Here is a 26539-nt window from a genome sequence, read left to right on the forward strand (position 1 = left end):
CTTTTGTTAATAAAATATTTTTGAGAGAATATCTACTAATCCTGCAATTTCAGGACGAAAAGCCTTCACAACATTTGATTTTGGGTGTGGGAAATGTGTTGGTTGTTTAAATTTTTAGTAACACCTACTAATAATAACCCGTTTGAAAACAACAAAGAGAAATGATGATCAACTTACATAAAAAAGCACTAAGTTTAGTGTTTTGGCATTATAGCAATCTCTTATGTATCACCTCTCTGGAACCATACGACTAATTGTTGTTCATAAAAAACTCTAGTACTGACAAAAAATGTATTTATTCTAATCTTGCACGTTTGGTATCATTACTTATAGAAGTTTCATAAAGTCTTGTACCAGGCTCTACGAGATTATTTAAGGAACTTAAAGATTGAAAAGTACGTTTATTGGAATCATCAAACGCTACTATAAAGTTTAACAAGTTATCATTAGATAGATATTCAGTTATATTATATGTAGAATCATGATCCAGAATAATTTTCTTTTCTTTGGCATCTTGATCTGCCACATCTAATTTAGTATAAAATTGTATCTTACTTAACTTATTTAACAAATCTGCTCTTTCTAAAAAAGGTTTTACCTTATCTAATATGATATCATTATATATAGGATAGCGTATGGAATAATCAATTTTTGCTAGTCTTACAGATAATTGATTATTATATAGTACATGTATGTTGAAGTTATTTGTAACAAATTCATATAGTGGAAGGCTATCTTTTATTTCATCTGTTTTCATTTGAAGAATTTCACAAACACAGTCATCTAGATAACTTGATAATTTACTGTAATTACTGCATCCTTTATAAGGAGATAAGTCAATAATTTTTCCGTAATCCTTATTGAAGTTCCTTACTAAAGTAAATTTAATCAACAATTTAGCGCATGCTAGATCACTTACAGCGTTATCTAAAGATGTGGAACAATTATCATAAAGCCGTCGTTCACGATTTCTTATATTAATATCAGCTCCATATTCTAATAGTTCTTTAACTACTTCCAGATTTTTACCACTTTTTTTTACAGCATGGTTCAGTGCAGTATTGCCTTTACGGTTTGTTGCATTTACATCAGCACCATGTTTCAGAAGTTCTCTAACTAATTCTAATTCCTTCCCCAGTGTTATAGCAGAATGTAGTGGAGTTTCACTATACATGTTTCTTGAATTGACTTCGGTACCACCTAACAAAAGCTCTTTAGTAATTTCTACACTACTAGTAGTATGAAGTAACGTATCTCTATTCCTTTCTACTCTAAGGTTAGCATTAGCACCTGCAGACAAAAGAGCTTTAACTTTTTCTAAGTTTCGTTCATAGACTGCTTTTTCTAATTCTTTGTTAATATTATTATTTAGCATATTTTTAAAATCCTCCTAAATTTCACTATTTTGTAACAAAATTTTTGTATATTTTCTAGATCTTGGCACCCTCATTAGAGTTTCATTTAAGAGAGCTATAACTTTAAACTCTTTACTCTATTTTCTACGCTGACATCTTGTAAACTCTGATCTGGACTTTTTAATATTTCTAATAATCTACTTGCAAGGTTTGAGTGTTTATTGATTACTGCAACCTGGACTAATGACTTGCCTTGATCATCACGAGCATTTGTTACAGCTACGCGCTCATCGGGTTTTATTGCTCTCAGCTCACTGATAATTTCAACATTACCATTTTTTGCATTTTCAAATAGCTCTTCTACTAATTTCAATAGGTTAGTAATATTCTGGTCTCGAGAAAGATCAAGTGGTGTTTTACCTTCTTTATTCTTGATGTTATAAATTGCACCATGTTTCAACAAAGATTTTACAGCTTCGAAAAAGCTATTTTCAGTAGCAACATGCAACGATGTAGTGCCTTTAACTATTGTTTTAGCATTAATAAAATCACTCAATTTATTGTGGCTTACACGTTGTAACAAAGCTTCAATAATTTCTTTATGACCTTTGGAAGCAGCAGTGTGTAATGGTGTATTACCCTTGTTAGTGACTTGAGTAGCATCAGCTCCATTTGCTAGCAAGATATTTACAACTTTTATGTGCCCATTATTAACAGCATAATGTAATGGCGTTCTTCCATCCACGTTCTTCGAATCAATGATTGCTCCATCTCTAATGGAACTCTCAATTCCTAAATAATTATTATCTTCTATAGCCTTAAATAACTTCTCAACCAATTTTAGTAATTTTATTACTTCTGGGTTTCCTCTTCTTTCCGCAAAGTGTAATGGTAAAACATATCTACCTCCTTCAGCTCTAGCATTAAAGTATGATCCGCTCATAAGTAGAGACCTAACTATATCTAAATTACCAATTTGTGCCCCTAAGTGTAAAGGCGTAGCATTTTTATCCATTTTTGCATTAACATCCGCTCCATTTATAATAAGAGTTTTAACTACCTTAGGATGACCATATTGAGCTGCAAGATGTAGGGCTGTGCCTTTATTTTGATTTTCTTTTACATTTACATCAGCACCATGTTTCAATAGAACGGTTGCTATCTGATCATAACCTTTTTCTGCTGCAAAATGTAAAGGAGTCCAATTTGTGTGATCTAAAGCATTAATATCTGCTTCCTTTTCTAAGAGCAATTCAACCACCTCTAAATGATCATGGTCTACTGCAAAGTGTAGAGGTGTAGTACTTTTAACTGTTTTAGCATTAATGTCTGCTCCTTTATCAAGCAAAGATTTAGCAACTTCTAAACTACCATCATATGCTGCACAATGTAGAGGAGTCCAACTTCTGTTATCTAGAACATTAATATCTGCTCCATTTTCAATCAAGAAATTCATTATTTCCAAGCGATTATGTTCTGCTGCCAAATGTAGAGCTCTTCTACCATCATCCATCTTTGCATTTATATTTGCTCCTTTTGCAATTAAGCTCTCTACTATTTTTAAAGAAAAACCATTATATGCTGCATTATGTAAAGGAGTCCAATTCTGATCATCCACGGTGTTAATGTTTGCTCCATTTTTAATTAAAAAATCACTCACCTCGAAATGACTTTGCTGAATTGCTAGATGCAAAGGTGTAAAACCTTCGTTTTTTTTAGCATTAACATTGGCTTTTTTCTCTATTAGTAGCTTCACTACTTCTAAGTGACCATTCTGAGATCCTATATGTAAAGCTGTGGAATTATCGTGGTCCTTAGCATTAACATCAATTCCCCTTACGAGAAGAAGAGACTTAACTACTCCAAAGTGATTACGTTCTGCTGCTAAATGTAGAGGTGTAAGATTCTCATAATCCTTAGCATTAACATTAGATTTTGCTTTTAGTAAAATGTCTACTAACTCTAAAAAGCCATTTTGAGACGCTAAATGTAGAGGTGTAATCTTATCATCTGTTTTTGCATTAACGTTTGCTCCCGCTTCAAGCAGAACTTTAACTATATCTAACCTACCAGTTTGTGTTCCCAGATGTAAGGGTGTAATGTTTGCATCAACTTTACGATTACCTATGCCTGAAGATCCAGCGTTAATATTAGACCCTTGTGAAATAAGAGCTTTAACTACTTCGAGGTTACCATTTTGTACTGCAGAATGCAAAGGTCTTGCTCGATCATTATTTACAGCATTAACATCTAATCCCTTTTCAATAAAAACATTTACTATATCTAGATGACCATTCTCTGCTGCTAGGTGTAAAGGTGTATTAAGTTTATCTGTTTTAGTACTAAGATCTGCTCCATTTGCAATCAAGGTGTTGACTATATCTAAATATCCTTGCTGGGATGCAAAACTTAAAGGTGTAAAGCCTAGAATGGCCCTATGGTTTACATCTGCTCCATGAGCAATAAGAAAGTTAACCATCTCTAAGTGATTTTTTGCAATTGCAAAATACAGTGGCGTAAAGCCATCGTACTTAATCTCTGAGTTAATATCTAAACCCCCTCCTAATAAAGTGTTGACTAAATCCAACTGACCATTTCCTGCTGCTAAATGTAGTGGTGTAAGACTAAGATGTTTCTGAGTTTCATAATTTTCGTTTAAAAACTCTACAAAAAATTGTAGCTGATCCAGATTATTAGATATTCTATTAGTAAACATAAAGGCCTCGCATGAAGAATTTATGTAAAATATAGTATCTACAAGTTTTTAAGCAAGATAAATCTTCTTCTTAAAAAAGATACTGTGATCCAATCTGTGTGCTTATAACTTTTTTATTTGATCATGAGTGATCAGCTGTCTCAGCTGCAATAGAGACACCTGCCTTAAGTAGTTACATCAATTTTCTCTGTTTTTGCCCCTTTTTTTTCTGATGAAGATGTCTTCATTCTTCTCAGTAGCCAACATTCTTTTTAAAGTATAATCGTTACGTGCACCAAAGCATTAATAATTATACACAATTGTGAAGAAATATTCAATCTTTTTATTGTTTTGAATGTGTTGATGAAAAAAACGTCTGTCAGAGATCATCTGAGAATTGCATTTTAGGCTTTAGATGTAGAAGGGGTCTTATCGTCTTTTTATAAATACTCTAAAAATAGGCTTAAATCGCCAAGAGATGGATATCATGAATTTAGTAGCGTAAAAACATCAAAGATACCTCATATCATAAAGTTTAATGTCAACATTTGGTGCAACATTCCTGATTTACAAAGCAGAGTCAATAAAGGTTGCAAATAATCTACTTATGTTGGACGTTTCTGTTAATGCTATTTCTAAAATAACAGATTTATCTATTGAGGAACTTGAAAATCATGCTTCCAAAACTTAACCTGAATTAAAAGCAACATTAGTTTACTGATTTCTACACAATATATTAAAATACCAACAAAGGTGATTACATAATTAATTATCTGCATTACTGGATGAAATTCTTGTGCTTCTGTATTCAATATATAATATTAAAAAAATATTTTAGTAAATTTATTAAAGTAGATACTAGAAACTCGCTTATTTTGTTTTTCTAGCTCAGTTATAGTTTTCGATTTTGCTTGCAGAATTTGTCTATCACTTTCTGGTTCCTCTATCATTTTACTTGCCTCTTGCTGAAGAAATTTGATATTTTTGAGTGTAATATTGTCCATCTCAGTCGATGCTACTTTCAATTGCGATTGTATTCTTATGTATTTATCATCTATTACTTGTTCTAGTTGATAATCAACGCAATCCAATCCAGAAGCAAACATCACATTCAGTAGTGGCTTGATCCACCCTATTTTGCCAAATTTCCTTGAGTTAGCATACTTTATACTTCTATCTGTTCCACCAGTGCCTATTGATAGCAGTATAATCTCATCATTTGGAAATAATCTCTTGCCACTTGCATATGCACAAGCTGCTGGATTATTAGCAAACACTCCGCCATCTATCAACACTCTCTCTGTTTGGCTAATTTTCAGACGTTTTGGTGTGAAGTACGTTGGAGCAGCTGTTGTAGCTCTGAGTGCATCTTTCAACTTAATGTTTTTTTCTTTCCAACTTTTGAAGAAAAATTCACAACTATTGTGAATGTCATAACTGGTGAGCAGTAGATTACTTGCAACATCGGCCATAGTACTTTCACCAAAGTATTTGTTGAGAATAAATTCCATATTTCTATACGAGTACTGAGAACCACTCAGCCAAGAAGCAATTGATTTTCTCCAAAATGATGATTGAAAGATATAAGCTCCATACTCTTGGTAAAGTCCAACTAAATCATTGGCAGAGTATTGAGGTTTATTGCTTTTACAAAGTCCAGCAACAATAATCCCACCGGTTGAGGTTCCTGCCATTAAGTCAAAAATCTGGGAAATTGGCTTTCTTGTTCTAGATTCAATTTCTGCTAGAATAATGGCAGGAATGATTCCTCTAATTCCACCTCCATCAACGGATAAAATATACTTTGCCACTTTTTTATTTGTGTTTCTGCTCAAGTTCATTAACTTCTTCAGCAAGATTTTTAACTCTTTCTTCAAGGCGATAGATGATTTCTGTAGTCCTTTGATTTTGCTCTATAAATTTATCATGCATATGCACTCTTAAGTCGAGCTTAGCTAGCCACCAGATCAATGCTATTGTTTGTATCACCATAGTAGCAATTACTGCCATAGGAATCTTTCCTGTGTTTGTCATCTTTTTTAAAGGAAAAGTTGTATATATACATATACAAGATTCATCAAAAATACGTCCAAAAAATCTTTTCTAAAATAAAGTTAATTAGTTGCACTAAACAAGCGATGTAAATAATATAATCAACATGAAATCTAGCCTTTTTTGGAAATTGTTAACAAGTTCAATAATACCGATGATATGCGTTATTGTTCTGTATCAGCACTTTAGTACAGACCAATTATCAAAAGATGTGCCAATAAAAAGTAAGGCAAGTGGCAATGATCTGGAAACATTATCTACTGCAGCTAAAAAATGTAATTTAGATACTGTAAGATCCTTAATAAAAAATGTAGTAGATATCAATGCTACTCATCATTTTGGTGCAACATCATTACACTATGCTACAAGCGGAGGCTGTTTGGAAGTTGTAAAATTTCTAATTGAAGAAGGCATTAATGTAAACACTACTGATGCTTTTGGCTGGACAGCTTTGCACTATGCTGCACAGGAAGGATGCTTGGAAATTGTTAAATTTCTACTGAAAAATGGAGCAAATCCTCTTGCTAAAAACAAAGATAAAAAAACTCCTTTAGATCTTGCTGTAGAGGAATTAAACAATAATAAAGAAAAAAAAGATATTTATGAGGAAATTATCAATTTATTTTCCCATAACTGCTGTTAATATAGTACGATAGCCAAGGTTATCAATTACATGCTCAGCCCTATTTATTATCCATTTACCATAAACTCCTTTGCGAAATCCAGAAAGATTAATCTTTGCTTCAGCAAATAATTCAGGATTTCCTGGCATTGTGACATTGAGTGTTGCTGCATTACTCATCAGCTGATTCAACTTCGCAGATGCTGCACTTTGTGCCAAATCACTACTTGCATAAATATCTCGCAAAATATAGCTTGGTTCTTGATCACCTACTTTTTCCGTTATTGTCTCTGCTTTTTCATAATCATACCAGTAAGCAATAACCGAGCCATATTGATTACGCTCATTAAATTTTACTTTCCAATTTGTAATATCTCTAGGTGTTAAAGTAATAGTGCTTAAAGTTTTTCCGGTAACTGACTTTGCTTTTCCTTTTGAAACAAACAGTAAATACCCTCCAGCAGGTTTTGCTATTGCTCCATAAATTTGAGCAAGCCTGGTTAAAAAATGCATATCGCTCTCTGCAGTCTGATCAATATGTGATATCATGATATTTGCAAACTCTGCAGCAACCTTAGCTTGATAGCCATATTTGTCTGCAATCTTTTTTACCAAATCATTTAAGGTGATTTGATGCCACTCATTAAACACTTGTTCCTTTAATGACTCTTTTAGATCCGCTGCATGACTCTTGATTTTTAGTCCTTGTGGCGGGCCTTGTAGCGTAATTTCATTCACTATGTAATCTCCCATCGGCACAATGCCAGTTTCTTTATACCCAAGTAAAATATTTAGCTTTGCCCCAGTTCTAGGAATTTCAAATAATGAATCACGGTCATCAAGATGAATTACAGCAGTATCACTTATTACTCCAGCTTCATCAGTAATATGCATTGATACTAACCGACTTTTTATCAACTCAGTGATTAAAATTCCCTCTACTGAAATACTAAAGTCTGGTGTCATTTTAATCCCATAGTTTTACTACTTGCTTTTGTGTCTCTTTTTGAATAACAGGAAGTTTAATGATTAATCCTGCAGGAAGAAGTTCGTACTCTGAAAGCCCAGGATTAGCTCTTAACACAATCTCAACTGCTCCTGAGCTGAATCCATAGTAGTTCCAGCAGATTAAATCTAACATATCATTTTCCTTAGTTTTGTAATATATCATTATCAAGTTGTATATCATCAACTGGATTATTTAGTGATCCGTCTGACAACACGTTATCATAGTGCTTCAAACTTAAGTGAAACTCAATCTTTCTTGCTTCACCATTTGGAAAAAAATATCTCTGCGTTTCTTCTATTTTCACAATAACAAAATGGCCTAAAATGTTACCTTGGCCATCAATGAGTAAAAGAGGTTTCGATAAATTTCGCATATTATTTATTTGCCCCAGTCCTCCTGAATAGATTACTCCCGCAAGCTCAATAACGTCCTCTCCAGGACCAATACTTTGAAGTAATGGCTTTTCTCCAACACGCTCAAGTGCAGGCCAGCGATATTCATTCCTGCGTGTGAAACCTCGCTCAGTTAATGAAAATCTATATGGACCAAGAGACAGCATAATTTAATTTATATCATAAAGTGCGCCACTAAATTGCTCTCTAATTCGCTCCATTACTTCATCAGCAATACTACGTACGTCTTGTCCAGAGCTTGGGTGAATATTAACATTAAAGTGATTATTGTGTGTTTTATTCTCTATAGTCTTATTGTGCGCTGCAATTGGGTGCTTAAGGGCGTCGCTTATAGTATTACTTACAGATCTAACTTCTAGTTTAGCCTCATTTTTTTTGCTCCATAGATTATTGATTGTTTTAAAAGGCTGAGTAATATTATTCCAAAACTTTCCTACCCAATCAGAAAAAGATTTCCATACAATTTTTACCGATTCCCAGATAGTAACAAAAAAGTTCTTTACCACTTGCCATTTGGTAATTATCAAAGTTGCAGCAACAGCAAGACCACCAATAATCAGCCCCATAGGGTTGCTCATTACGGCAATTGTCAATGCTTTAAATCCAGCAATTATTGCTGGAAAAACTGCAGAAAGACCTATTTTTACCAAAGTAACAACAGATCCAAACATTTTCCAAGTAGATAAAAGAGCAAATAAGGAACCTTTTACAAAAGTCCAAGCATATCCAAGAGATATGGCTGCTATTTTAATACTAATCAATGTTGCAATCGTACTTATGATCACTGTAGTCAGTACTGGATATTCCTTGGCACAAAGTGCTACTTGTGTAGTTGCTGACCTCAGAAGATTAACAGTAAAATTTAAAGGTGGTAATAGTACAGAACCAAGATTCATTCCTACTTCTGCTATTGAGTTTTTAAGTAACTGAAGGTTGTTTGCTGTAGTATTTGCTCTATTTTCAAACTCCCTTTGCATTGAGCCCTTATATTCCCCGTTTATTAATCGTAAAGATTTTTTGTATTCATCAAGACTACCAATAAGTAGTGCTATATCATCTTGATATTCAAGGCCAAAGAGATCAAAGAGAACGCTAGAACGTTCTTGCTTATCTAGTTTTGCAATTGTTTCTAAAAACTTAACTAATGTGCCTTGTGCATTCTTGCCAATTGCTTTCTCAAATTCCTTAGCATTTATTTTTAGCTGCTGAAAAGCTTTTTGAAAGTTTCCACCCTGTTTACTTGCTGTTTGCAGCTTGCTAAGCATTGCATTGATTGCCGTACCTGCTTTTTCAGGAGTTTTGCCAAGACTAATGAAGCTACTTGCCAGAGCTCCTGCTTCCGCTACAGTTAAGCCAAATTGCCTTGCCGTACCACCAATTCTGTTTAGTGCAGGAACAATGTCCTTAGCTTTTGCGGCAGTGTTATCAGAGATATGATTTATCGCATCACCAACGCTTTTCATTTCACCAATTTTAATTTGGTAAATATTAGAGAGCTTAGCAATAGCATCTCCTGCCTCTTCTGCTGACATATCAAATGCAGTTGCCATCTTGGCCACAGTGTCTGTGAAAACCGTAAGATCCTTAGCTTCAATACCAAGCTGCCCACCACTTGCAGTAATTTGCGCAAGTTCTGCTGCAGATAGCGGAATTGTTCGTGACATCCCCTTTAATGTTTCACCAAGTTTTGTCAAGCCATTTACATCTGTATCTTCAAACTTTACAACTTTCTTTACATCAGCCATGGCACTCTCAAAACTAATTGCAGCCTTAAGTGGTGCTGCAAGGGTGAGGCCAAGTGCCACAGCATCCATCATTTGAGCTTTGAAATTTGCTCTTTGCGCTAAAACTCCTTTACGTTTTTGCATTACGGAATTTAAAGCTGTATAGTTATTTTTAAGCTTTTCAATAGAAGAGCCAAGTTTAACTTGATCTCCAATAAGAGATTTTATATCTCTACCACTTTTACTGAACTCAGTGCGTAGTAGGTGGAGAGCACTTCTTTTTTGTAAATAAGCCGTTTTAGCTTTCAGTGCTGCAGCTTTGGATCTTGTAAATTCATTTTGCAGGCTCTTACTTGGTGCTTCTACATTTTTTATCTGTTTAGCCAGAGATTTTGTTTTTATTTCCAGTTCATTCCAAGAACGCCTAGCAAGCAGAGCATCGTGGCTTAATTGTTTAAACTTGAATACTGATTTACTTGATGATTCAAGTTGTTTTATCGTACTACCAATACGAGAAAGTTGCTTCGTGCTACCTGCTATCGTACTATTAAAACTGCTTTGCAGTGTTGCTCCAATTACTATAGAAATTGCCTTCATTTGTATAATTTTCCGCTACTTTCAAACCAAGTAATAAATTCTTCAATATCCATATCAAGCCACTGATTGATTCCACCACCAACCATTGAGCTAAGTGATAATATGCTCAACCTCAATTCTTCTGCTGAGACAAAAAACCTTGTAACGTTTCTTGAATCTTATTGTAGTCTGCTAAATCAAATTCTTCTACTGCTTCTCTTGAAATACTTGCAAGATTTGCAATCAGTGCTACTTCTTTCTCTGCATCGCTATTACCCATACGTTCAACAGCTAAACGATCTCGAACTTTTGGACGGCGTAGAGTTAGCTCTGAAACTAAAATTCCATCGATTTTTATTGGTTCAGTTAATTTAATTTTTTGCATTGTTTTACCCTTTTAGTTAAATTCCTAAAGCTGTGCGCATAGAAGTCATTTGATCAACACCATCGATCTTGCGAATCATATTCTCAGCGTCAATTTCAATCAATTCTCTGCCATCAATGGTAAGCTTATAATAGTTGGCAGCAATTATACATTTTAGTGTTGCTTTTTCAGCAGCCTTCCAGTTACCAAAATCAAGTTCCTTAAAGAGCCCTCTTAAGTTAATTACTACTGATTCGGCATCACTACTTCCCTGCAAACCTCCTCTTAAAGTAAGAGAAACAGCATTATTGTTTATCAATCCGAAAAGTCTAAAGAGCTCAGAGTCATATTCAGAAAAAGTGAAATCTGCTTCAAGCTTCTCCATGCCCATATCAATATTTATTGGAATATCCATACCACCAGCTCTGTATTCTTCTGTTTTTATGGTAAGTTTTGGCAAGGTTACTTCATCTATTTTTCCTGCATAGCCACGACCATCAACAAATACGTTAAAATTCTTTAGGATCTTTGGTAACATCTCTCTTTCTCCTTTTACAATATTGCGCCACTCACAAGGTGTGACCTGAAAGTAATCTGTTCAGCTGGATATGGCGGTGTAAACTCAAAATCAAAATACACTTTTCCGCTTGCAATATTTGCCGGTGTATTGAGTTCGGGAGTTGCATAACATTTTCCGCTGATAATTGCTCCTTGTGCTTTTAAATTGGCCAAATAAGAATTCACCCCCTCAATCACATCATCTATATAAGTTTTAGTGATATTGCGATCAACTGCCCATAAATGAGCCCTAAGTAAACTATCGTTAATTAAATCTGCAGTCCTTCTCACTGACAAAAAAGCCCATTTTGAGTCATTTGAACATGTTCTATTTCCCCAAAGCCTATAGCCATTTTGATGAATTATCGTTGTTACTTCATTTTCATTCAAGTGGTTTGCTCTACAATTTGTATTACCGAGCGTAAAATCAATAGGCCTGCTTGTTCCAACAATACCGTTTATCTTTTTATTTGAAGGTGAATGCCAAAATCCTTGTTCGCTATCTACTTTTGCTATTAAACCAGCTACAAATGAACTTGGAGGGAGAATTTCTTCTTTTCCTTCAATAAGTACCTTAACCCATGGATCAACTACGTAAACTCTTGAGCTGCCTACACTTTTTCTCCATTTTATTGATTCTTCATCATTAGTATTTGGTCCATCTGCTACTATTATGCTTCTCAGCTTTTCTGCTATAGGAATTAATGCTGCAACTACTGGATTTTTGCCATCTTCTGGTAGTTGGTGAGTAAATTGAGGTGCAATTAATATTCTTGGAGCAATATGAACTATGCTTTCACTGCTTAAGAACGCTTGAATTCCCTGATATTCTCCAGTTTCTTCGTTAACTCCACCAATGACATTGCTGAGCGTCTCTTCTACTTTCTCCTCAACTCGAATAACTACTACTGTTGCACCAATTTGGGAAAAAATTGCATTAATAGCTGAAGGCAAAGTCCCAGATTGACCAAGTTTTGCTGCTTCTTTTAAGCTTCCTGCTATTAATATTGGTTTATTTAGTGGAAACTTTTGCCCGTCAGCATCAGGTGCAGTACCAATTACTCCAATTACCGATGATTTAGCTGTTCGTACTGTCCTCGCTCCTGAGGTAACCTCGATAACATTTACTCCATGTAGAAACTGTTCTGTCATTTCTTTTTCCCCTTTTCAACTTTCTTGCATTTTTTGTTTACAATTATCTAGCAAAGTTTGCAGCTCTTCCTTACTTTTAGCTTCACCGATTTCCCTTTCAGCTATATCCACCAATTCTTCGCACTTGATTATTGCTTTTTTCGCTCTTTTTGCTTTTTCCTGAATTATTCTTGCCATTTCTACTACTGAAATTCCTCGGACTTTTGCTAATGGCTCTATAATTTCTGCATCTTTTTTGTCTATAGATTCTGGTGCTGCTAAAATGTTCTCTGCGGCTTTTGCTTGTATTTCGTACGACTTAGACTTCTGATGAGAATATCCTGCGTATTGGTGAGTATAGTTATCATAATAAGCATGAAGATTAGAAAGTGCAGAAAACTTCGCATTTTGTAGTAACTCCAATTCAATATCTTCTTGATTCCGCTGAGCAATTTTGCCTCCTTCTGTTAAACAATAGCTTTTTTGCCAATCAAAATCTTCTGGTGCTTCATACCAATCATTTTCAGTTGGCTTGCTTTCAAGTGTTGTTGTCTCTACTTGTTTGTTATTTTCAAATCTAATATAAATTGGCATTGGTTTTCTCCGTTTTCTAGTATCAATTCCAAATTTTGTGGGTGGCATCTAATCCTGGACATTGCCAAGCTCTTAGCGTTCTCTCTACGTCCACCTCAAGTCCTGTGGTGAGAAAATTGCTACGTATGTTATAAATTCCCCCACTGGATAAATTGACCATAGTTGTGTACATAATTTGATGCAAGCATACCTTGACTAACTTGTGTTCTGGAATACAGGTAAGATGATGTGTAAAGTAATATTGCAACTGTTTTTCCTGCTGGAATCTCCACATTACCAGATCCAGCTAATTTGCTATCAGAACTCGTGTATTGGTAAACATTTTTCCACATTATTTTAGAGATTCTTGACTTACTGGAATTAGTATTATCTGGCGTTCCCACAAATAATCCTGCACCTCCATACTCCGTACTCGAATATGATGATCCAACAAATTCTATTGCTTTATTTATGTTCACATTGGTTGTATTTTTTACAAATACTACTCCAAGTGCAGCATATGGGTAATAGTATATCTCATCATAACTACCAGAAAAACTTTTTGTGCATAACTCTCCGTAAATAAATGTTCCTTTACTTCCCTCTATAAAACTTAGTTGTCTTGGCCGATAAAAACTAACGTAATCTGTATCGTATGTATGGCTACCTGCTAGTAGTTGTAACATATAGTCAGTTTTTGTTATATCACTACTCCACTTTCCAAGCTCTGTCATAAAAGTTCCGTGGCCAAAGTAATTATTTTTTCTTCCAAGTACACCAAATAAGAAAGGTAATGACCCTGATTCAACCATGTTGCGCTTTCTTATTTCATTTATAAGAGACGCTTTTAACTGTTCATCCCGAGTTTTTACCTCATTAGAGATGTTTTCAATTCGAGTTTCTATTTCTCCTATAATTGATGAGCCAGGTGGTACATTATTAACAGCACGAAAATCTTCTACTAAACCTTTAAGACCATCTTTATGACTGTTACTAATGCTATTTATTGCTGCAATATTGGCATTCTTTCTCGTATCAAGTAGCGATATGTGCGAATCTGATTATGCTTTTAAAGTATTTAAGGAATTATCCCTAAGCTTGTTGATTTCATTAACAGACTCTGTTTTTACTGCAGTTATTGCTGATATTGAGTTTGTTTTATTGCTGTTTATATCATTTAGGTGTTTTTTTGCACTATCAAGAAGTTCTTTTAGCTTACCATCAGTCATTTGCACAATTTCAGAAACCGCACTTTTGTCGACTATTGATTCCAATGCTTTAGCAAGATATGCTAATTGATCTGGTGTACTGTTTTCTACTAAATCCTTAAGCCTCTTTTGTAGTGCATCAATTATTCCTTTTACCTCAGTCATCTGCACAATGTCAGCAATAGCTTTTTTATCTGCTATCAATTCCAGCGATTTTGCAAGATATGCCAGTTGATCAGGTGTGCTATTTGCTGCTAAATCCTTTATTCTTTGGTATATTGCTTCTTTCATTCCCAAAAATTCAAAAAAGTTTCAAATCTAAATCGTTTAAAATTATTTTTTAGTTGATTATGCTCATCTTCTCTTTCGGTAATATCTTCATCTATTTTTTCTATAGCTCTTCGAATACGTACCACATCTTGAACTGCAATATTTTCTGGATGAGGCAGTGGATATTCTCGTTTGGTTTGGTCAACAGTCATTATGTGACAATCACTCTGAGATTTTTTACCTTAGGGCGATAAACAACTGTTCCACTTAAAACTAATTTTACCCTAGTCTCATTGCCATTAAAGTTTGTCAGCACATGAGTTCTCTCTACCCAATTTTCTCCAATTGGTTTTCCTGATGTTAAATTTACTAATTGCCAATCCACGTTTTTTTGTACATATGCTTTAACATCTGCAGTGCCAGGTATTAGCGCATCATAGGTAATTGTTATCTTAGTGTTAGCTCCTGCTGTAATGCTCCTAGTTACATAATCTCCTTTTTCCCCTATATTACCCATAACTAGCTGTAACCCAGGATATAGCACTGGACTTTTTTCTCGCCCTCCTTTTAGGCTTGCTTTTACCGTTAATTCTCCATTTATTCTTTCGCGCAGTGCAAGCGGCAAATTATCAGACAAAAAGTTTTCTCTTCCCTCTTCATCTGTTAAGATAAATTCTACATTGGTATCAAATGCTACTTTTTCAACGTTCGTCAAAACTATCAAATCCGATACATTATTCGCATTGACTTTGCCAAGATTAAAAAGGTGAAAAAGTTCGCTAAATTTTGCAGCTAGTAATCGAAAGGTAAGGTCTAAATTCTGATGTGGTGTCCAGGTACTTGCATTGCTTGATGAAAGTAATACTCCTACTTGATAAGGCTGACTCGTTACCCAACGGCTATTTACTGCATCATATTTGCCAAGCTCTGCTATTTTTACTGCAGTACCAGGATCATCAGTAAGTAGCACTATTGCATACTCTTGTTCTGCATGGCAAAACACTGGTGGCCATTCTATACGTGTTGCTGTTCCATCTATCTTTATATCTTTTGGCTCAATATAACTTTCAGCAATGACAGTCTGCGAGGGCATTCCCACTGCTGTTTCTCTAATCTGCACAACAACACGTTTTTTGCCGTTATTTAGTAGGGTCGAGAACTGGCGCGCCTCTTTAGGGTTTGGTGGCTGATCCATTATTTTCATGTTGGGCCTCAATCCAAAATTCCCATGTTTACGTTTCCAATTCCCGCCTCATCAAACGCAGCATGCGGATTTCCCGCACTACGCTTTCCTAGTAGATTCTTACCAAAGTTTATAACATATTGTGCTGGTTAGGCTTTCGGAACGTAATATCTTATTCTATAGTCCGAATATAGACCAAGGGTCTCATATATACATTCGCTACTCCACCTTTTCCAACCAAATCCTTTTGCTTTTCTGGCTTGCATCATATTGCGTCTTGTTTTCTTCTCTACCCACTGTTTAACGTAGCTGAAGCTTCGACTTGAGTTTCCTATTCTAAAGTAGTTTACCCACCCTCTCAATATCGGATTGATGATCTGAATCACTCTCCGTATTGGTTGCGATTTATAGTTACTGAATACCTTCTTCAACTTTTGAAGTAGGCTTGTTCGTGTTTTCATCTGTGGTGTTATCTGTACTCTCCACTTTCCTTGTTTTGTAATTTTCTTTCGAAAGTCAAATCCTAGAAAGCTGAATGTTTCTCCTCTCTTTAGATTGGCAATTTTTGTCTTTTCTTCATTTACACTTACTTCTAGTTTTGCTAATTCTTCTTGTAACCTTTTGTACACTAATTTCTCGAGCCATTCCCATCTCTGGTACCCATCTATCAGTATCACTAAATCGTCTGCCCATCTGGCGTATTCTATACGTTGATATTTTTCTTCCCTGGTCACCTCTTTTGCTCTCTCTAGCATTTTGTCTACCTCATTGAGGTATATATTGCTCAACAACGGTGAGATCGGCGACCCTTGCGCTATTCCTCGTTTTCCTCCTACCTTAAGGATTAGCTTGATCAAGTGCATGATTTCTTTATCATTTATTCTCTTGGCAATTTTCTCCATGAGAATATGATGTCGTACGTTATCAAAATAGGATTTCAGGTCTACATCAATACATTTTGTATTGCCTTTGATTGCTGCTTTCGCTACTCTGCTTACTGCTTCATGCGCTTTTCTCTTGGGTCTATATCCATATGATCCGTCCTGAAAGTCAGATTCATATATCGGTTCAATTATTAGCTTTAGTGCACTTTGCACTATTCTATCCCGGATGCAGGGTATGTTCAACGTTCTGAGTTTTCCCCCAACTTTTGGTATTTCCTTTCTCCGGTTCCTATTTGGGCTATAGGTTTTGGTTATTAGTTCATGTCTTATTTGCTGAAGATACTTTTCTAAGCCTTCTGCCTCTATCGATTTGAATGTTACCCCATCAATTCCTGGTGCCCCATTGCTTTTCTTTGTTAGCTTATATGCTTCTTCTAGTGTCTCCATCTTGCAGACGTGTACATATATTCCCCAGAATCGCCATTCCGGTTCTGCTTTCGCTTTGATATATATCTTTCTTCTCAGGTCTTGTAATTTTATTGGCATTTTTGTCATTTTTACCTTTACCTTCCTTTTGTTAAAAGATCTCTACTAGTAGGGTGCCTTTGCTCCATGGGCGTTACCCCATTTCTTCGCTACTACACACCCATCCGCCACCCTTTCATCTTCGGTTCATTTCCTGTTTTCCAGTTATAGAACCTACCACTCCAAGGTTTTTCTCCTTGGGATGAGGAGGGTTTCTCCAGTTGCTTTATATGTCCTTATTACCATGCTGCCACTATCACCCCGCTAAAGTAGGTATGCTGTATCATTCGTGTTTCAGCCTCCTATATTGCTTTCGCCCTGGTTTGGTGGGCTCGGCCTTTAGTACTTAGAGTTTTTCGGGGCCACCCATGTGTTCGTTTTCACTGCGGCCTGGTAATTCGCCATTATCCTACGATAACGTTGTCGGTAGGCTTCAACATTTTGGTTTCCCTCCACATTGCTACCCTAGCTACAGGACTCCGACTTTTATCCTGGTGGGTCTGACTCCCACTGAACATCTTCACCTTCTCTGGACACACCAAACCATAACTCATAAAATGCTTTAAAATACTGTATTTGCTTCTTTTTATTTTTGTATCTTTAATCAGTAGTTTATAGTAAGGTAGAAAAGGAAAACAAGGCCTTCAACACAAAGCATTCCGTCTCGCAGTCGCTTCTGTTCTTTGCCGTTCATCTGGTTTATTATTTTGAAAAAATATTTTACAACGAATAAAAAACGTGATAAGCTAGGCAAGGGTTTCTTTTACAAAGATAAAAGTTTAAAGCAAAAGAAATGCCTCGTAATTGAGTTTTAAGCTATCCTACACGAGCAACTTAGGTCTCAGTGATCAATTGTACCATGAAGTCGTAAAATCCCTTTAAAATCGTACTAACCGCAATTGTCTCTAAATTGTATTTTTTTCATTAAATCTAAATAATGTTTTTCGGTGGTCTTTTTGATCTTCCTTCTTTTTGATAAGTTTTATTTATTTGTAGTTTATATATTTATTTTATTTATTACTATTGTTATTATATATATATAATATATAAGAGTTTTAGGAATGGTAAAATCAGCCATATTAGCTAACTTTAAGTATGTAGTTACTAGGAATGCTTTTAGGAATGTAGGTCAAAAAGTCTAGGTTTTATGCAGGTTTTAGCTTCCTTGATTTCTAACTGTTTAGTGAATAACCCAGGAATCAGGAATGTAATTCAACCATTTGATGTCTTATCCCTTTTTAATTGAAATCATAGCTTATAATAGGTTGTAGTTTCTGGCTCCAAAGTTAATATTTTTGATTAAGTAGATTGAATAAAAAAATAGATTAAACTCTAAGAGCATGTCTTGAAAAGATTTAAACGGTTAATTTAGCAAGCATAATAGTAATCATATCAAAGAAGATATTAGTTTTTGAAGTAAGTGGCGAGTGTTCATAGTCCTTACTCATGCGCCTAAAATTCGAAAGCCAAGCGAAAGTTCTTTCAACAATCCATCGCTTAGGAATGACCTAAAACCCTACAGAATCACTAGCTTTTTTGGCAATTGTGAGTAGACATCCTGTCTTCAGAAAACAGCGATTTTGAAGCTCACCTGTATATCCTTGATCAGCAAAAAACTTCTGTAATGTTGGAGTTTTCTGTTTAGCTTGAGAAAAAAGATTCAGAGCGCCGTCACGATCTTGAACACTTGCACTATGAACGTCAGCTACATTGATTAGGCCTAATGTATCTACAATAATATGGCGTTTACGGCCTTTTATTGTCTTGCCAGCATCGTAACCTCTGGATCCCCTTTTTGAGTTGTTTTTACTAACTGGCTGTCTATTATCCCAACTGATGGTGTATCATTTTTACCAACCATTTCTCTTACCTTTTTCACCAAAGTGTCATGTATTTCCTGCAATTTTCCGTTATTACGCCATCTAAAATAATGATCATACACAGTCTTCCACGGCGGAAAGTCTTTTGGCAGCATTCGCCATTGGCAGCCACCTCTCATTATATACCTTATTGCATTAATAATTGCTCTGATGTTGTGCTTCCTTGGCCTCCCTATTGCTCCTTGTGCAACATGTGGCTCCAAAATTTCCCATTCCTTGTCACTTATATCGCTTGGATACAATTCTTACCTCCTATTTTTAACTTACCTCATCATTCCCTTTTTTTCTTTTCAAGACAGGTTCTAAGATATTTAAAGAGCATACCAGTGTTTTTAATGTAAATGTTCATGTGGTTCCATAGATAATCTCTGTTTTTTGATTCTATCTGTCCATTTATCATTTTCTATATCTTGTTTGTTGGTTGCTTTTTTTTCTTGTTCAACAATTGCCTTATCTACCTTCTGATGAATTGCATCAATTGCATTAATCGCACCCTTTTTTTCATACATCTCGCTTTTCCCTTCAATAATTAAATTGGTAAAAATATTTACAACAAACTGAACTTGGTTATGATTAACCTTATCTTTTATCAAAAAAGGTAAAGATCCTAATACTTCTGATGATATTTTACCTTGAAAGGAAAGCCCTAAATTATCTGCTACTTCACTTATTAATAACTCCCTGTTTTCTTTATTATCTTCCAATTTGGCATAATCACTAAGTAGATCCATAACTGCAGATACTCTAACTTCAATAATACCATCAACATCTTCATCTCCTAGAGCAACTCCTGATTCCAATAACCTCCCTCTGAGATTTTTGCTTAAAAGATGGATAAACTCTTTATTTGCATCTGATCCTGTGATTGATATTGTGTCACCTAAGTAGTTACTTACTTTGATTTGAGTACCTAAGTCATGCTCTATTTGTATTTTTGTCTTATGTTTAAATCCTAATTCTGCACAAAATTTCTGAAAATATTCTTTAATAATGTCAAACAAGCTCTTGCCATTATCTTTATAATTTTTTAACTCTTCAGGAATAGTGAGTGATAATTTACCTTCTTTATATATTATATCATCTTTGTCATTTTGAGATTCGAGTGTGAATTCTAATGAGCTGGATAGGTCGCATATTTTCTCTTCCGGATTGTCAACCGTGGTTATAGGCATTGCCATATCAGACGTCACTTTTATGCAGTTGTGATCAGTGCAGTAAATGTTTAGCGCTTTTTTAGGACTGTGTGGAATTAAGCTACAACTACTGAGTGCTGCATGAGATTCATTAAATATACCAGCCCCATACCCTGCTTGATTACAATTGGTGACTAACTCTTCTAAAATAGCATCACTTGGTATTTCTGCTTCAGCGTATCTAAACATTTCCTTGAAAGTTTCCTTTGCTAATGCACGGTAATCTTTTTTGGAGAATAGATGATAAGAGCTTCTCCCTGTGTTATAAAATCTCTCAAATTCCTTTCTATATTCATCAATTTTTTTTTCATCAGCAACTGTAGGGCTATTACAATGATTTTCCCAAACTTCAGATAGTCTATCTTGATCAAGCTCCTTAAGTACTGGTTCCATAAAAGCTTTACCTTCTTCAGAGAGGTTATCAAAATTATCACGGTTAAAAATCTCATTTTTATAATCTTTAGCTCCTTCCTTAAATGCAATAATAAGATTTTTATCTATCTCTTTTCCGTTAATAATAAAATTCATCCTTTGAAAATCTAAGAACATTGTTTCACCGGAATTCGCTAATTTATTAGCTTGATCTGTTCTTAATTTAAGAAAATTAAATTCTTTAGCTGTAGCCTTTAATCTAACTACTGGATTCTTCTTTGCCTCTTTCATGATTAACACCTTACTATAAATATGCTGTAAGTTGTATCATATAATGATAAATAATTTGATAATATATTAAGAAAACTGATAGTATATTTTAGAATCCCTATTTATAGTATTTTAAACCTGTATGAGGGATTTGTAAATAAAGATAGAGACTTATAAGCTTTGTCTACAGCTAAAATCTTCAGCTCCAGGAGTGAATTTTCCTATACCACAAGCAAATGGTCCTGTTATAACGTCAAGCCACTTATCTTCTCTTGAACCTTTAGACATTCCTTTTACTAATTGTTTTGCCTGCAAAAGCTCCTGCACCACACGTTCTAATCTATCTCTTCCCATACTGTGAAAGATTTCAGGTAGCCTATGCCGTTGTTTATATACTCCTGTGCTTCCTGTATGAGTAAATGGATGTCCTGCAATAGCAGATCGTTTAATTGCATTGATAAGGTATATCTTAAGACTTTTATCACTAATGTCTTTAACTTTTAATTGTGCCGTTATATCTTCTAGTAGTCCTGTTTCTTGATTTCTTAGGTAAGTACGTACAGTGCGATCAGCTAACCCATTTGCTTTAACAACTGCCCCGGAAAATAAAGCATTTTGTCTTGGAGTCTCACCCATTGACCTAAAGATTTCTAGCTTAGCTGTATCTTCTATTGGCCAAAAAGCATATGAACATCTAACACCATTAACAAGGGCAGAGGTACCTCTAATTGCATCTCTTGCTTGCTCAACAGTTAGTATAGGTTTTTCTCCTTTTGGTTTTCTCATATGGTGAGCAGTAATAATTGCAGCTCCAGTACTACACGCTAGATCAGATAGCAAACACATCAGATAATCTCCTACAGCAGGATCAGCATTTATATCTGCATGAATAAATGAAGCAAGTGGATCAAATACTATCAGTTTTAGATCTTTTATTTCCTCGAGCTGCTTCATGATTGATTCAAATTCAGGAGAAATTTCAACGATTTTACCACGAACATTTCTGAGTATTGTAAGTGATCCTCTGACATTTGGCAGTGGTACAATAAATAATTTATCTTTATGTTTTAACCTTTCGCACTTAGGGTCGAGTCGTTCTAAGCGGCGGTGTATCTCACTTGCATCATCTTCTGCTGAAAAAATTACCACTGATCCATGCTCAGTAACAAATGAACCAAAACTACATATCTGATCTTTATCACTTATAACTTTAAGTGCTAGATCAAGAAGAAGCATGCCTTTACCTGTATCTCCCATAGCAGCCACTATTGAAGTAACTCCTAAAGGAAATACTCCCTCAACAAGAAACTTTTGCTCTGGTACCGGACCTACAAAGCGTTCTGCACTCCAGTCTAAAATCTTTAGTGGCGGTTTAATCATTACTTTTTTTGCGTTGTTCTTGATAAAATCAGAGACGTTTGTGCTTTCTTGTAAATAGTCAGCAGCATCCCAGCCTTTCGGTTTATTCTCTGGAATTTTAATCATAGAAAGTGATGCAATACCTAAACTAATAAGTTTTGTAGTAGCATTTTCAGCATACTTTTTACCTGGTTCATCATTATCTGGCCAAATAATAATATTTTTACCTTTAAGTGGAGTCCAATCTGTTTTCTCAATAAGTGCATTTGCTCCAGACATTGCTGTTGTTGCTGTAATACCTTGTTTTATCAGAGCTTCTGCACATTTTTCTCCTTCAACCAGAATAACTTTATCAGACTTTAAGATTTCTGGAATATTATATAGAGGCCTTACTTCTGGTGCAGTAAAAATAGATTTTTTCACATCAAAAGGACGATATTCTTTTCCTCCGGGAAGATCATAACGGTTGACTATGACAATAACTTGATTGTTTTCATCGTAGTAGTTCCAACTGCATGTTAAAAATTGTTCTAGATTTTTATATTTCCTAGTATGTTTTTTTCCAAACCATTCAGCTATAGAAGCCATTACTTCAGGAAACTCTATTCTTGTACTTTTTCTATTTACTCCCGCCCAAAGGTCGATAATGTCACCACCTTCTCCTGTTGCAAAATCATGCCATAGGCCAGCTTCACTACCACTTAATTCTACTACTAGACTCTTTCCTTTATCACCTTGTACATTGCCTACATAAAACTTATCACCACGAAAAGTTCCTCTTGGTAATAGATATGAAAGGCATGATCTGATATTTAACAGAAGCTGAGCTTTAAGTTGTTCTTTTTCTACTAACGGTGCATTTTTTCGTGGAGCTGCAGTATTAAAATCACAATAGATACCCATAAAATCTCCAATATATTTAAAGTTTAGAAATTTGGTTAAGCTGTGGCTATCCAGCGTCCGTTAACCATGTTTATGAATTTTGTTGGTATTGGTTTGCCGTTTTTAAGTTCGTACATCAATTGCAGAGTATTCCTTTCTGGCCTAAATATCATTACTCCAGATGTATATAAACTTCTTAAAACATTAGCACCACTCAATGCTTGAAATGGATTCTTTTTTAACGTGGTTGTTGACACTTTTTTTGTGTAATGTGTAACTATTACTCCAGCCGTAGGATTAGTTATAGAGCGTAGTTCATCAATACTATTTTGCAGAAAAGAGATCATACTCCTATAATCAAAAACAGAGTCTATTACTATAAGATCAACTGTTTTTACATCGAGATTTTCCGACATAATTTCCTTTATTTTTTCCACATTCAAAGTTAACTGTACTTTTTTAGTAATAACTAAGTTTTCTGTTCCTTCATCAAGGATTTTCTTGCTTATTCTTAGCTTCTGTAAGCGCTCTCTTATGTAATCATATTCCATTTCATTCTGTAGATAGAATATCTTAAGTGGCTTTGCAGGCTTCATACCAAGAAATGATACTCCAGCAGCTAAATGTACTAACATGGAAAGTAGAAAATTACTTTTTCCTATTTTTGGAGTTCCACCTATGACCAAAAGACCACTTGGAGCTAGAATTCTTGGGCCTATTATATCTTTTGGCATTGGTGATTTATCATTCAAGTAATGCCTTGCTGAAAACGATGTAATTTTATGTTTTGTTGTGTTTTCTTTAGTATTTAACCACTTCTTAGCGGAATTTATATCACCTTTCACTAAAGTCCAAAGATCAATGATATCACCACTAATTCCTTTAGTAAAATTATGCCAATTTCCAGCTTCTTTACCCACTATTTTAACTGTAATCATATCCCCGTCACAGTTGCCAACATAAGTCCTCTCTCGATAAAAATTACCGTTTGGAATTAGGTAAGGTACACACTCCTTAATATTATCAATCAATAATCCTTTTATTTCCTTTCTCTGCATAAAACCCCCATACATACTTTTCATACGTTTAGAGCTGAGATTAGCTAGCTCACAAACAGTTTCAAAAGACTCTGAATCAAACCATTTAATTGCTTCTTTCTTTAGCTCTAGATTTTTTCCTGCTGCATCTTTGATAGCTCTCTCAATTACAGCAATCCAGAGCTTCTCTTCGTCGTACTTCAAAATGGCAACCAATCAACTTCAGATTGTTCTGGAGTAATAACCGTAGCAATCTTGTTCTTTTCTCCATACCGATCAGCTTCAATACCAACTTTTGCAGTAAACTCTACCCCGTTAAAGTCAGCTATAGAGTTGACTTTTCTAGCAATAGCTGCTTTTTCTGAAGTGTCATTTGAATGAATGTTCCGTGCTGACTCTAAAATACTTCTAAGCATAGAACGTCCAGCTTCTGCCCAAACATCTTCTCCTTCAACTCTTGCTTTGCCACTTTTAATACCAATTACTTGAAAAATCTTGCGTTTTGCATATGGACCTTCAGTGACAGTAAATTCAGCGTTTAAATAGATGCTGCCGGTAGCATAGCTTTTAGTGAACCAATTTTCATAACCTCCTGGTTTAATTGCCATTTTTACCTTGACTATTGTACCTTTTGGTATTAAATTACTTTGTAATTTTGCAGTATTAAAATCAGTTAAAAAATCTGTTAGCATATTGTTCCCTATAAATTAAGTAAAAAAAGAATCAACTCCATTGGTCTACAAGCTGCCAATGACCATTTATCTTATTGACAAGCTTGCTTGCTACACGCTCACCATTACGAAGCTCAAATACTATTTGACGGACAGTGTTTTCCTCATCATGAGCAAACATCACCATGCCAGTGCTATAAAATCCACGTAAAGATCCAGCACCGCTTAGGCCTTGAAATGGATCTTCTTCCAGCATCTTTTTGGACAGTTTTTTTGTGTGGTGAGTGAGTATTATGCCCGAATCTGTATTGATAACATTTCTCAGTCTTTCAAGTGTTTTTTGCAAGAAGAATAGCATAGCGCTGTTGTCATTTTCGTTGCCATATTCACTTGAGTTAAAGATATTACGAAGAGGATCAATCGCAATAATATCAGGTTTAAAACGCTCTTTAACAGTATTTTTGATTTCATCTATTTCTTCACTGCTGAAAGATAATTGCACTTTTGGCGTGATAATTAAGTTATTGGCAGCTATATCCAAAAGTTCCTTATCAAGTTGAAGCTGTTGCAAACGTTCCTTCATATAGTCATACTCAATTTCAGTTTGCATGTAGAAGATCTTCAAAGGTCTATTTGGCATCATACCAAGAAATGATCTACCAGCAGCCATGTAGACAAGCCAAGAGATCAAAAAGTCGCTTTTGCCGATTTTAGGTGGGCCACCCAGTACCAATAAGCCTCTTTTTGTTAAAATTCTTGGTGAGATTATATCTTCTGGTATTGGTGATTGATCATTCAAGTATTCTTTCACACTGAAAAAGGGAATTTTTTGACCGATATTGAAAAAGCTTTGTCCCATAATAATTATTCTCCAATTTTTAATTAAGCAATAGGTGCCAAAGTTTTGGCTTTAATTTTTGCAAGTAATTTACCCAAATGTGGTTCTTCAACCATATTCAAGCAGCCACTGCGATCTTTAGCTGGATATCCCCAAGAATTAATAGTCTGACAGACAAATGAACGTTTCTCTGTTCCATCATCTTTCTTGATTCCAACCATGCTGATTACCTCATCAACTATCCCTGGAATCTCACTAGCAGTTTTAGCCCCTTCACATTGAGGTAGCCATGTTGAACGATTACAGTCATCAAGATATTGACCTAGTGTGCCAACTATGATGATGTCTTTATCTCTGATGTGTTGAAACTGATTGAGCCATGCCATCATCTCTTGAGCAAGTAACCCATAAGCAGCTCTTTTATCTTCTTTTCCCGATCTATCAGAAAAACACTCAGGTTGCATCCTTGCCCATAAAAGACATAAACGTGAAGCAACGGTTATACTATCCACAAAGATGCATCGGTATTTAGAAACTTCAGAAAGAAGATCTTTATACTTGCCAGATACATGTTCATGGTGTTTTTGACTGTATGCTTGGTCAGATTTCAGCGCAGGGTTTGGACCACCAATTAGGCAGGCAATATCCCGAGCTTGATTCCAAGTACGAACACTAATTGAATCTCCCTGCCAATCTTGAACAGCAAGCAGACCTGCTTCAAAGTCAAGACATAGTGTTGGTTCACTTATAGTCTTTAAGAGGCTGGTTTTACCAATACCGTAAGGACCAAAAATTACTACTTTTATGCCTGTAGTTGTTTTCAATCTTTCATTATTGTTTAAAATTTTAAAAGTCATTTATTCACCTCAATGGTATATGTTATATATTCAGGAAA

The 26539-nt window shown here is 35.2% G+C and carries 22 protein-coding genes and 3 pseudogenes; 2 read left to right on the forward strand and 23 right to left on the reverse strand.

Annotated features, from left to right (window positions below):
- Positions 1–295 precede the first annotated feature (295 nt).
- Positions 296–1375 (reverse strand): ankyrin repeat domain-containing protein, encoded by a 1080-nt coding sequence (locus ABWU23_RS06955; protein ID WP_208571648.1) that lies wholly within the window; start codon positions 1373–1375, stop codon positions 296–298.
- A 95-nt stretch (positions 1376–1470) separates the two neighbouring features.
- Entirely contained in the window at positions 1471–4071 is a 2601-nt protein-coding gene (locus ABWU23_RS06960; protein WP_353271011.1) for an ankyrin repeat domain-containing protein, read from the reverse strand.
- A 517-nt stretch (positions 4072–4588) separates the two neighbouring features.
- Between ABWU23_RS06960 and ABWU23_RS06965 the strand changes: the two genes are divergently transcribed.
- Positions 4589–4741 (forward strand): hypothetical protein, encoded by a 153-nt coding sequence (locus ABWU23_RS06965; RefSeq protein WP_174516912.1) that lies wholly within the window; start codon positions 4589–4591, stop codon positions 4739–4741.
- A gap of 201 nt (positions 4742–4942) precedes the next feature.
- Here ABWU23_RS06965 and ABWU23_RS06970 read toward each other — a convergent pair.
- Together ABWU23_RS06970 and ABWU23_RS06975 are read right to left on the reverse strand one after the other, a co-directional pair.
- Positions 4943–5861 (reverse strand): annotated as a pseudogene (locus ABWU23_RS06970) (patatin-like phospholipase family protein).
- Between the two features lie 4 nt (positions 5862–5865).
- Positions 5866–6084: a hypothetical protein gene (locus tag ABWU23_RS06975; RefSeq protein ID WP_191110950.1), complete on the reverse strand. Its 219-nt coding sequence runs from the start codon at positions 6082–6084 to the stop codon at positions 5866–5868.
- 124 nt (positions 6085–6208) lie between these two features.
- Between ABWU23_RS06975 and ABWU23_RS06980 the strand changes: the two genes are divergently transcribed.
- Positions 6209–6745, forward strand: a complete 537-nt coding sequence (locus ABWU23_RS06980) for an ankyrin repeat domain-containing protein (RefSeq protein ID WP_353271012.1) — start codon at positions 6209–6211, stop codon at positions 6743–6745.
- Here the strand turns inward: ABWU23_RS06980 and ABWU23_RS06985 are convergent.
- The 19 genes and pseudogenes from ABWU23_RS06985 to ABWU23_RS07075 form a co-directional block, all read right to left on the reverse strand.
- Positions 6722–7690: a phage late control D family protein gene (locus ABWU23_RS06985; protein WP_353271013.1), complete on the reverse strand. Its 969-nt coding sequence runs from the start codon at positions 7688–7690 to the stop codon at positions 6722–6724. The two genes, ABWU23_RS06980 and ABWU23_RS06985, sit on opposite strands and share 24 nt — an antisense overlap.
- 1 nt (position 7691) lies before the next feature.
- Positions 7692–7865 carry a tail protein X gene (locus tag ABWU23_RS06990; RefSeq protein ID WP_255586148.1) on the reverse strand — a complete coding sequence of 58 codons (174 nt, stop codon included), beginning with the start codon at positions 7863–7865 and terminating at the stop codon, positions 7692–7694.
- Positions 7866–7875: 10 nt separating this feature from the next.
- Positions 7876–8292, reverse strand: a complete 417-nt coding sequence (locus ABWU23_RS06995) for a phage tail protein (protein ID WP_353271014.1) — start codon at positions 8290–8292, stop codon at positions 7876–7878.
- 3 nt (positions 8293–8295) lie between these two features.
- Positions 8296–10467 (reverse strand): phage tail tape measure protein, encoded by a 2172-nt coding sequence (locus tag ABWU23_RS07000; protein WP_353271015.1) that lies wholly within the window; start codon positions 10465–10467, stop codon positions 8296–8298.
- A 112-nt stretch (positions 10468–10579) separates the two neighbouring features.
- Positions 10580–10831, reverse strand: a complete 252-nt coding sequence (locus tag ABWU23_RS07005; protein WP_015588509.1) for a phage tail assembly protein — start codon at positions 10829–10831, stop codon at positions 10580–10582.
- A gap of 16 nt (positions 10832–10847) precedes the next feature.
- Entirely contained in the window at positions 10848–11348 is a 501-nt protein-coding gene (locus tag ABWU23_RS07010; protein WP_065094343.1) for a phage major tail tube protein, read from the reverse strand.
- A gap of 14 nt (positions 11349–11362) precedes the next feature.
- A complete protein-coding gene (locus ABWU23_RS07015) occupies positions 11363–12520 on the reverse strand; it encodes a phage tail sheath C-terminal domain-containing protein (protein ID WP_353270567.1) in 1158 nt (385 codons plus the stop codon).
- A gap of 15 nt (positions 12521–12535) precedes the next feature.
- Positions 12536–13093: a hypothetical protein gene (locus ABWU23_RS07020; RefSeq protein ID WP_353271022.1), complete on the reverse strand. Its 558-nt coding sequence runs from the start codon at positions 13091–13093 to the stop codon at positions 12536–12538.
- Positions 13094–13115: 22 nt separating this feature from the next.
- Positions 13116–14571, reverse strand: a pseudogene (locus ABWU23_RS07025) (hypothetical protein).
- Positions 14568–14762, reverse strand: coding sequence for a hypothetical protein (locus ABWU23_RS07030; RefSeq protein ID WP_265022291.1), 195 nt, complete (start codon positions 14760–14762; stop codon positions 14568–14570). Before ABWU23_RS07030 ends, ABWU23_RS07025 begins: the two are co-directional and overlap by 4 nt.
- Complete coding sequence (locus tag ABWU23_RS07035) at positions 14762–15754, reverse strand: hypothetical protein (protein ID WP_353270566.1); 993 nt, start codon at positions 15752–15754, stop codon at positions 14762–14764. Before ABWU23_RS07035 ends, ABWU23_RS07030 begins: the two co-directional genes overlap by 1 nt.
- Positions 15755–15882: 128 nt before the next feature.
- Positions 15883–17172 carry a group II intron reverse transcriptase/maturase gene (gene ltrA / locus ABWU23_RS07040; protein ID WP_353270565.1) on the reverse strand — a complete coding sequence of 430 codons (1290 nt, stop codon included), beginning with the start codon at positions 17170–17172 and terminating at the stop codon, positions 15883–15885.
- A 1325-nt stretch (positions 17173–18497) separates the two neighbouring features.
- Positions 18498–19264, reverse strand: a pseudogene (locus ABWU23_RS07045) (IS5 family transposase).
- Between the two features lie 90 nt (positions 19265–19354).
- A complete protein-coding gene (locus tag ABWU23_RS07050) occupies positions 19355–20878 on the reverse strand; it encodes a hypothetical protein (protein WP_262986568.1) in 1524 nt (507 codons plus the stop codon).
- Positions 20879–21028: 150 nt separating this feature from the next.
- Positions 21029–23119, reverse strand: coding sequence for an AAA family ATPase (locus ABWU23_RS07055; protein WP_353270564.1), 2091 nt, complete (start codon positions 23117–23119; stop codon positions 21029–21031).
- A gap of 35 nt (positions 23120–23154) precedes the next feature.
- The gene (locus ABWU23_RS07060) at positions 23155–24339 is read right to left on the reverse strand and encodes an AAA family ATPase (RefSeq protein ID WP_353270563.1); all 1185 of its coding nucleotides are present in this window, start codon (positions 24337–24339) and stop codon (positions 23155–23157) included.
- Positions 24336–24827 (reverse strand): hypothetical protein, encoded by a 492-nt coding sequence (locus ABWU23_RS07065; RefSeq protein ID WP_264374871.1) that lies wholly within the window; start codon positions 24825–24827, stop codon positions 24336–24338. The genes ABWU23_RS07060 and ABWU23_RS07065 overlap by 4 nt, the downstream gene beginning before the upstream one ends.
- A gap of 31 nt (positions 24828–24858) precedes the next feature.
- Positions 24859–25665 (reverse strand): AAA family ATPase, encoded by an 807-nt coding sequence (locus ABWU23_RS07070; protein ID WP_353270562.1) that lies wholly within the window; start codon positions 25663–25665, stop codon positions 24859–24861.
- Between the two features lie 23 nt (positions 25666–25688).
- The gene (locus ABWU23_RS07075; RefSeq protein WP_353270561.1) at positions 25689–26501 is read right to left on the reverse strand and encodes an ATP-binding protein; all 813 of its coding nucleotides are present in this window, start codon (positions 26499–26501) and stop codon (positions 25689–25691) included.
- Positions 26502–26539 lie beyond the last annotated feature (38 nt).

Origin of the sequence: Wolbachia endosymbiont (group A) of Hedychridium roseum (genome assembly GCF_964028325.1) — a bacterium.
In the GTDB taxonomy this organism is placed as follows: domain Bacteria; phylum Pseudomonadota; class Alphaproteobacteria; order Rickettsiales; family Anaplasmataceae; genus Wolbachia.

Coding starts and splice junctions, on each gene's coding strand:
- ABWU23_RS06990 (WP_255586148.1), bottom strand. CDS start 7,865: ATGTTAGATTTAATCTGCTGGAACTACTATGGATTCAGCTCAGGAGCA.
- ABWU23_RS06980 (WP_353271012.1), top strand. CDS start 6,209: ATGAAATCTAGCCTTTTTTGGAAATTGTTAACAAGTTCAATAATACCG.
- ABWU23_RS07065 (WP_264374871.1), bottom strand. CDS start 24,827: ATGCTAACAGATTTTTTAACTGATTTTAATACTGCAAAATTACAAAGT.
- ABWU23_RS07030 (WP_265022291.1), bottom strand. CDS start 14,762: ATGACTGTTGACCAAACCAAACGAGAATATCCACTGCCTCATCCAGAA.
- ABWU23_RS07010 (WP_065094343.1), bottom strand. CDS start 11,348: ATGTTACCAAAGATCCTAAAGAATTTTAACGTATTTGTTGATGGTCGT.
- ABWU23_RS07020 (WP_353271022.1), bottom strand. CDS start 13,093: ATGCCAATTTATATTAGATTTGAAAATAACAAACAAGTAGAGACAACA.
- ABWU23_RS07005 (WP_015588509.1), bottom strand. CDS start 10,831: ATGCAAAAAATTAAATTAACTGAACCAATAAAAATCGATGGAATTTTA.
- ltrA (WP_353270565.1), bottom strand. CDS start 17,172: ATGACAAAAATGCCAATAAAATTACAAGACCTGAGAAGAAAGATATAT.
- ABWU23_RS06960 (WP_353271011.1), bottom strand. CDS start 4,071: ATGTTTACTAATAGAATATCTAATAATCTGGATCAGCTACAATTTTTT.
- ABWU23_RS07015 (WP_353270567.1), bottom strand. CDS start 12,520: ATGACAGAACAGTTTCTACATGGAGTAAATGTTATCGAGGTTACCTCA.
- ABWU23_RS07075 (WP_353270561.1), bottom strand. CDS start 26,501: ATGACTTTTAAAATTTTAAACAATAATGAAAGATTGAAAACAACTACA.
- ABWU23_RS07000 (WP_353271015.1), bottom strand. CDS start 10,467: ATGAAGGCAATTTCTATAGTAATTGGAGCAACACTGCAAAGCAGTTTT.
- ABWU23_RS06985 (WP_353271013.1), bottom strand. CDS start 7,690: ATGACACCAGACTTTAGTATTTCAGTAGAGGGAATTTTAATCACTGAG.
- ABWU23_RS06975 (WP_191110950.1), bottom strand. CDS start 6,084: ATGACAAACACAGGAAAGATTCCTATGGCAGTAATTGCTACTATGGTG.
- ABWU23_RS06995 (WP_353271014.1), bottom strand. CDS start 8,292: ATGCTGTCTCTTGGTCCATATAGATTTTCATTAACTGAGCGAGGTTTC.
- ABWU23_RS07035 (WP_353270566.1), bottom strand. CDS start 15,754: ATGAAAATAATGGATCAGCCACCAAACCCTAAAGAGGCGCGCCAGTTC.
- ABWU23_RS06965 (WP_174516912.1), top strand. CDS start 4,589: ATGTCAACATTTGGTGCAACATTCCTGATTTACAAAGCAGAGTCAATA.
- ABWU23_RS07055 (WP_353270564.1), bottom strand. CDS start 23,119: ATGGGTATCTATTGTGATTTTAATACTGCAGCTCCACGAAAAAATGCA.
- ABWU23_RS07070 (WP_353270562.1), bottom strand. CDS start 25,665: ATGGGACAAAGCTTTTTCAATATCGGTCAAAAAATTCCCTTTTTCAGT.
- ABWU23_RS07050 (WP_262986568.1), bottom strand. CDS start 20,878: ATGAAAGAGGCAAAGAAGAATCCAGTAGTTAGATTAAAGGCTACAGCT.
- ABWU23_RS06955 (WP_208571648.1), bottom strand. CDS start 1,375: ATGCTAAATAATAATATTAACAAAGAATTAGAAAAAGCAGTCTATGAA.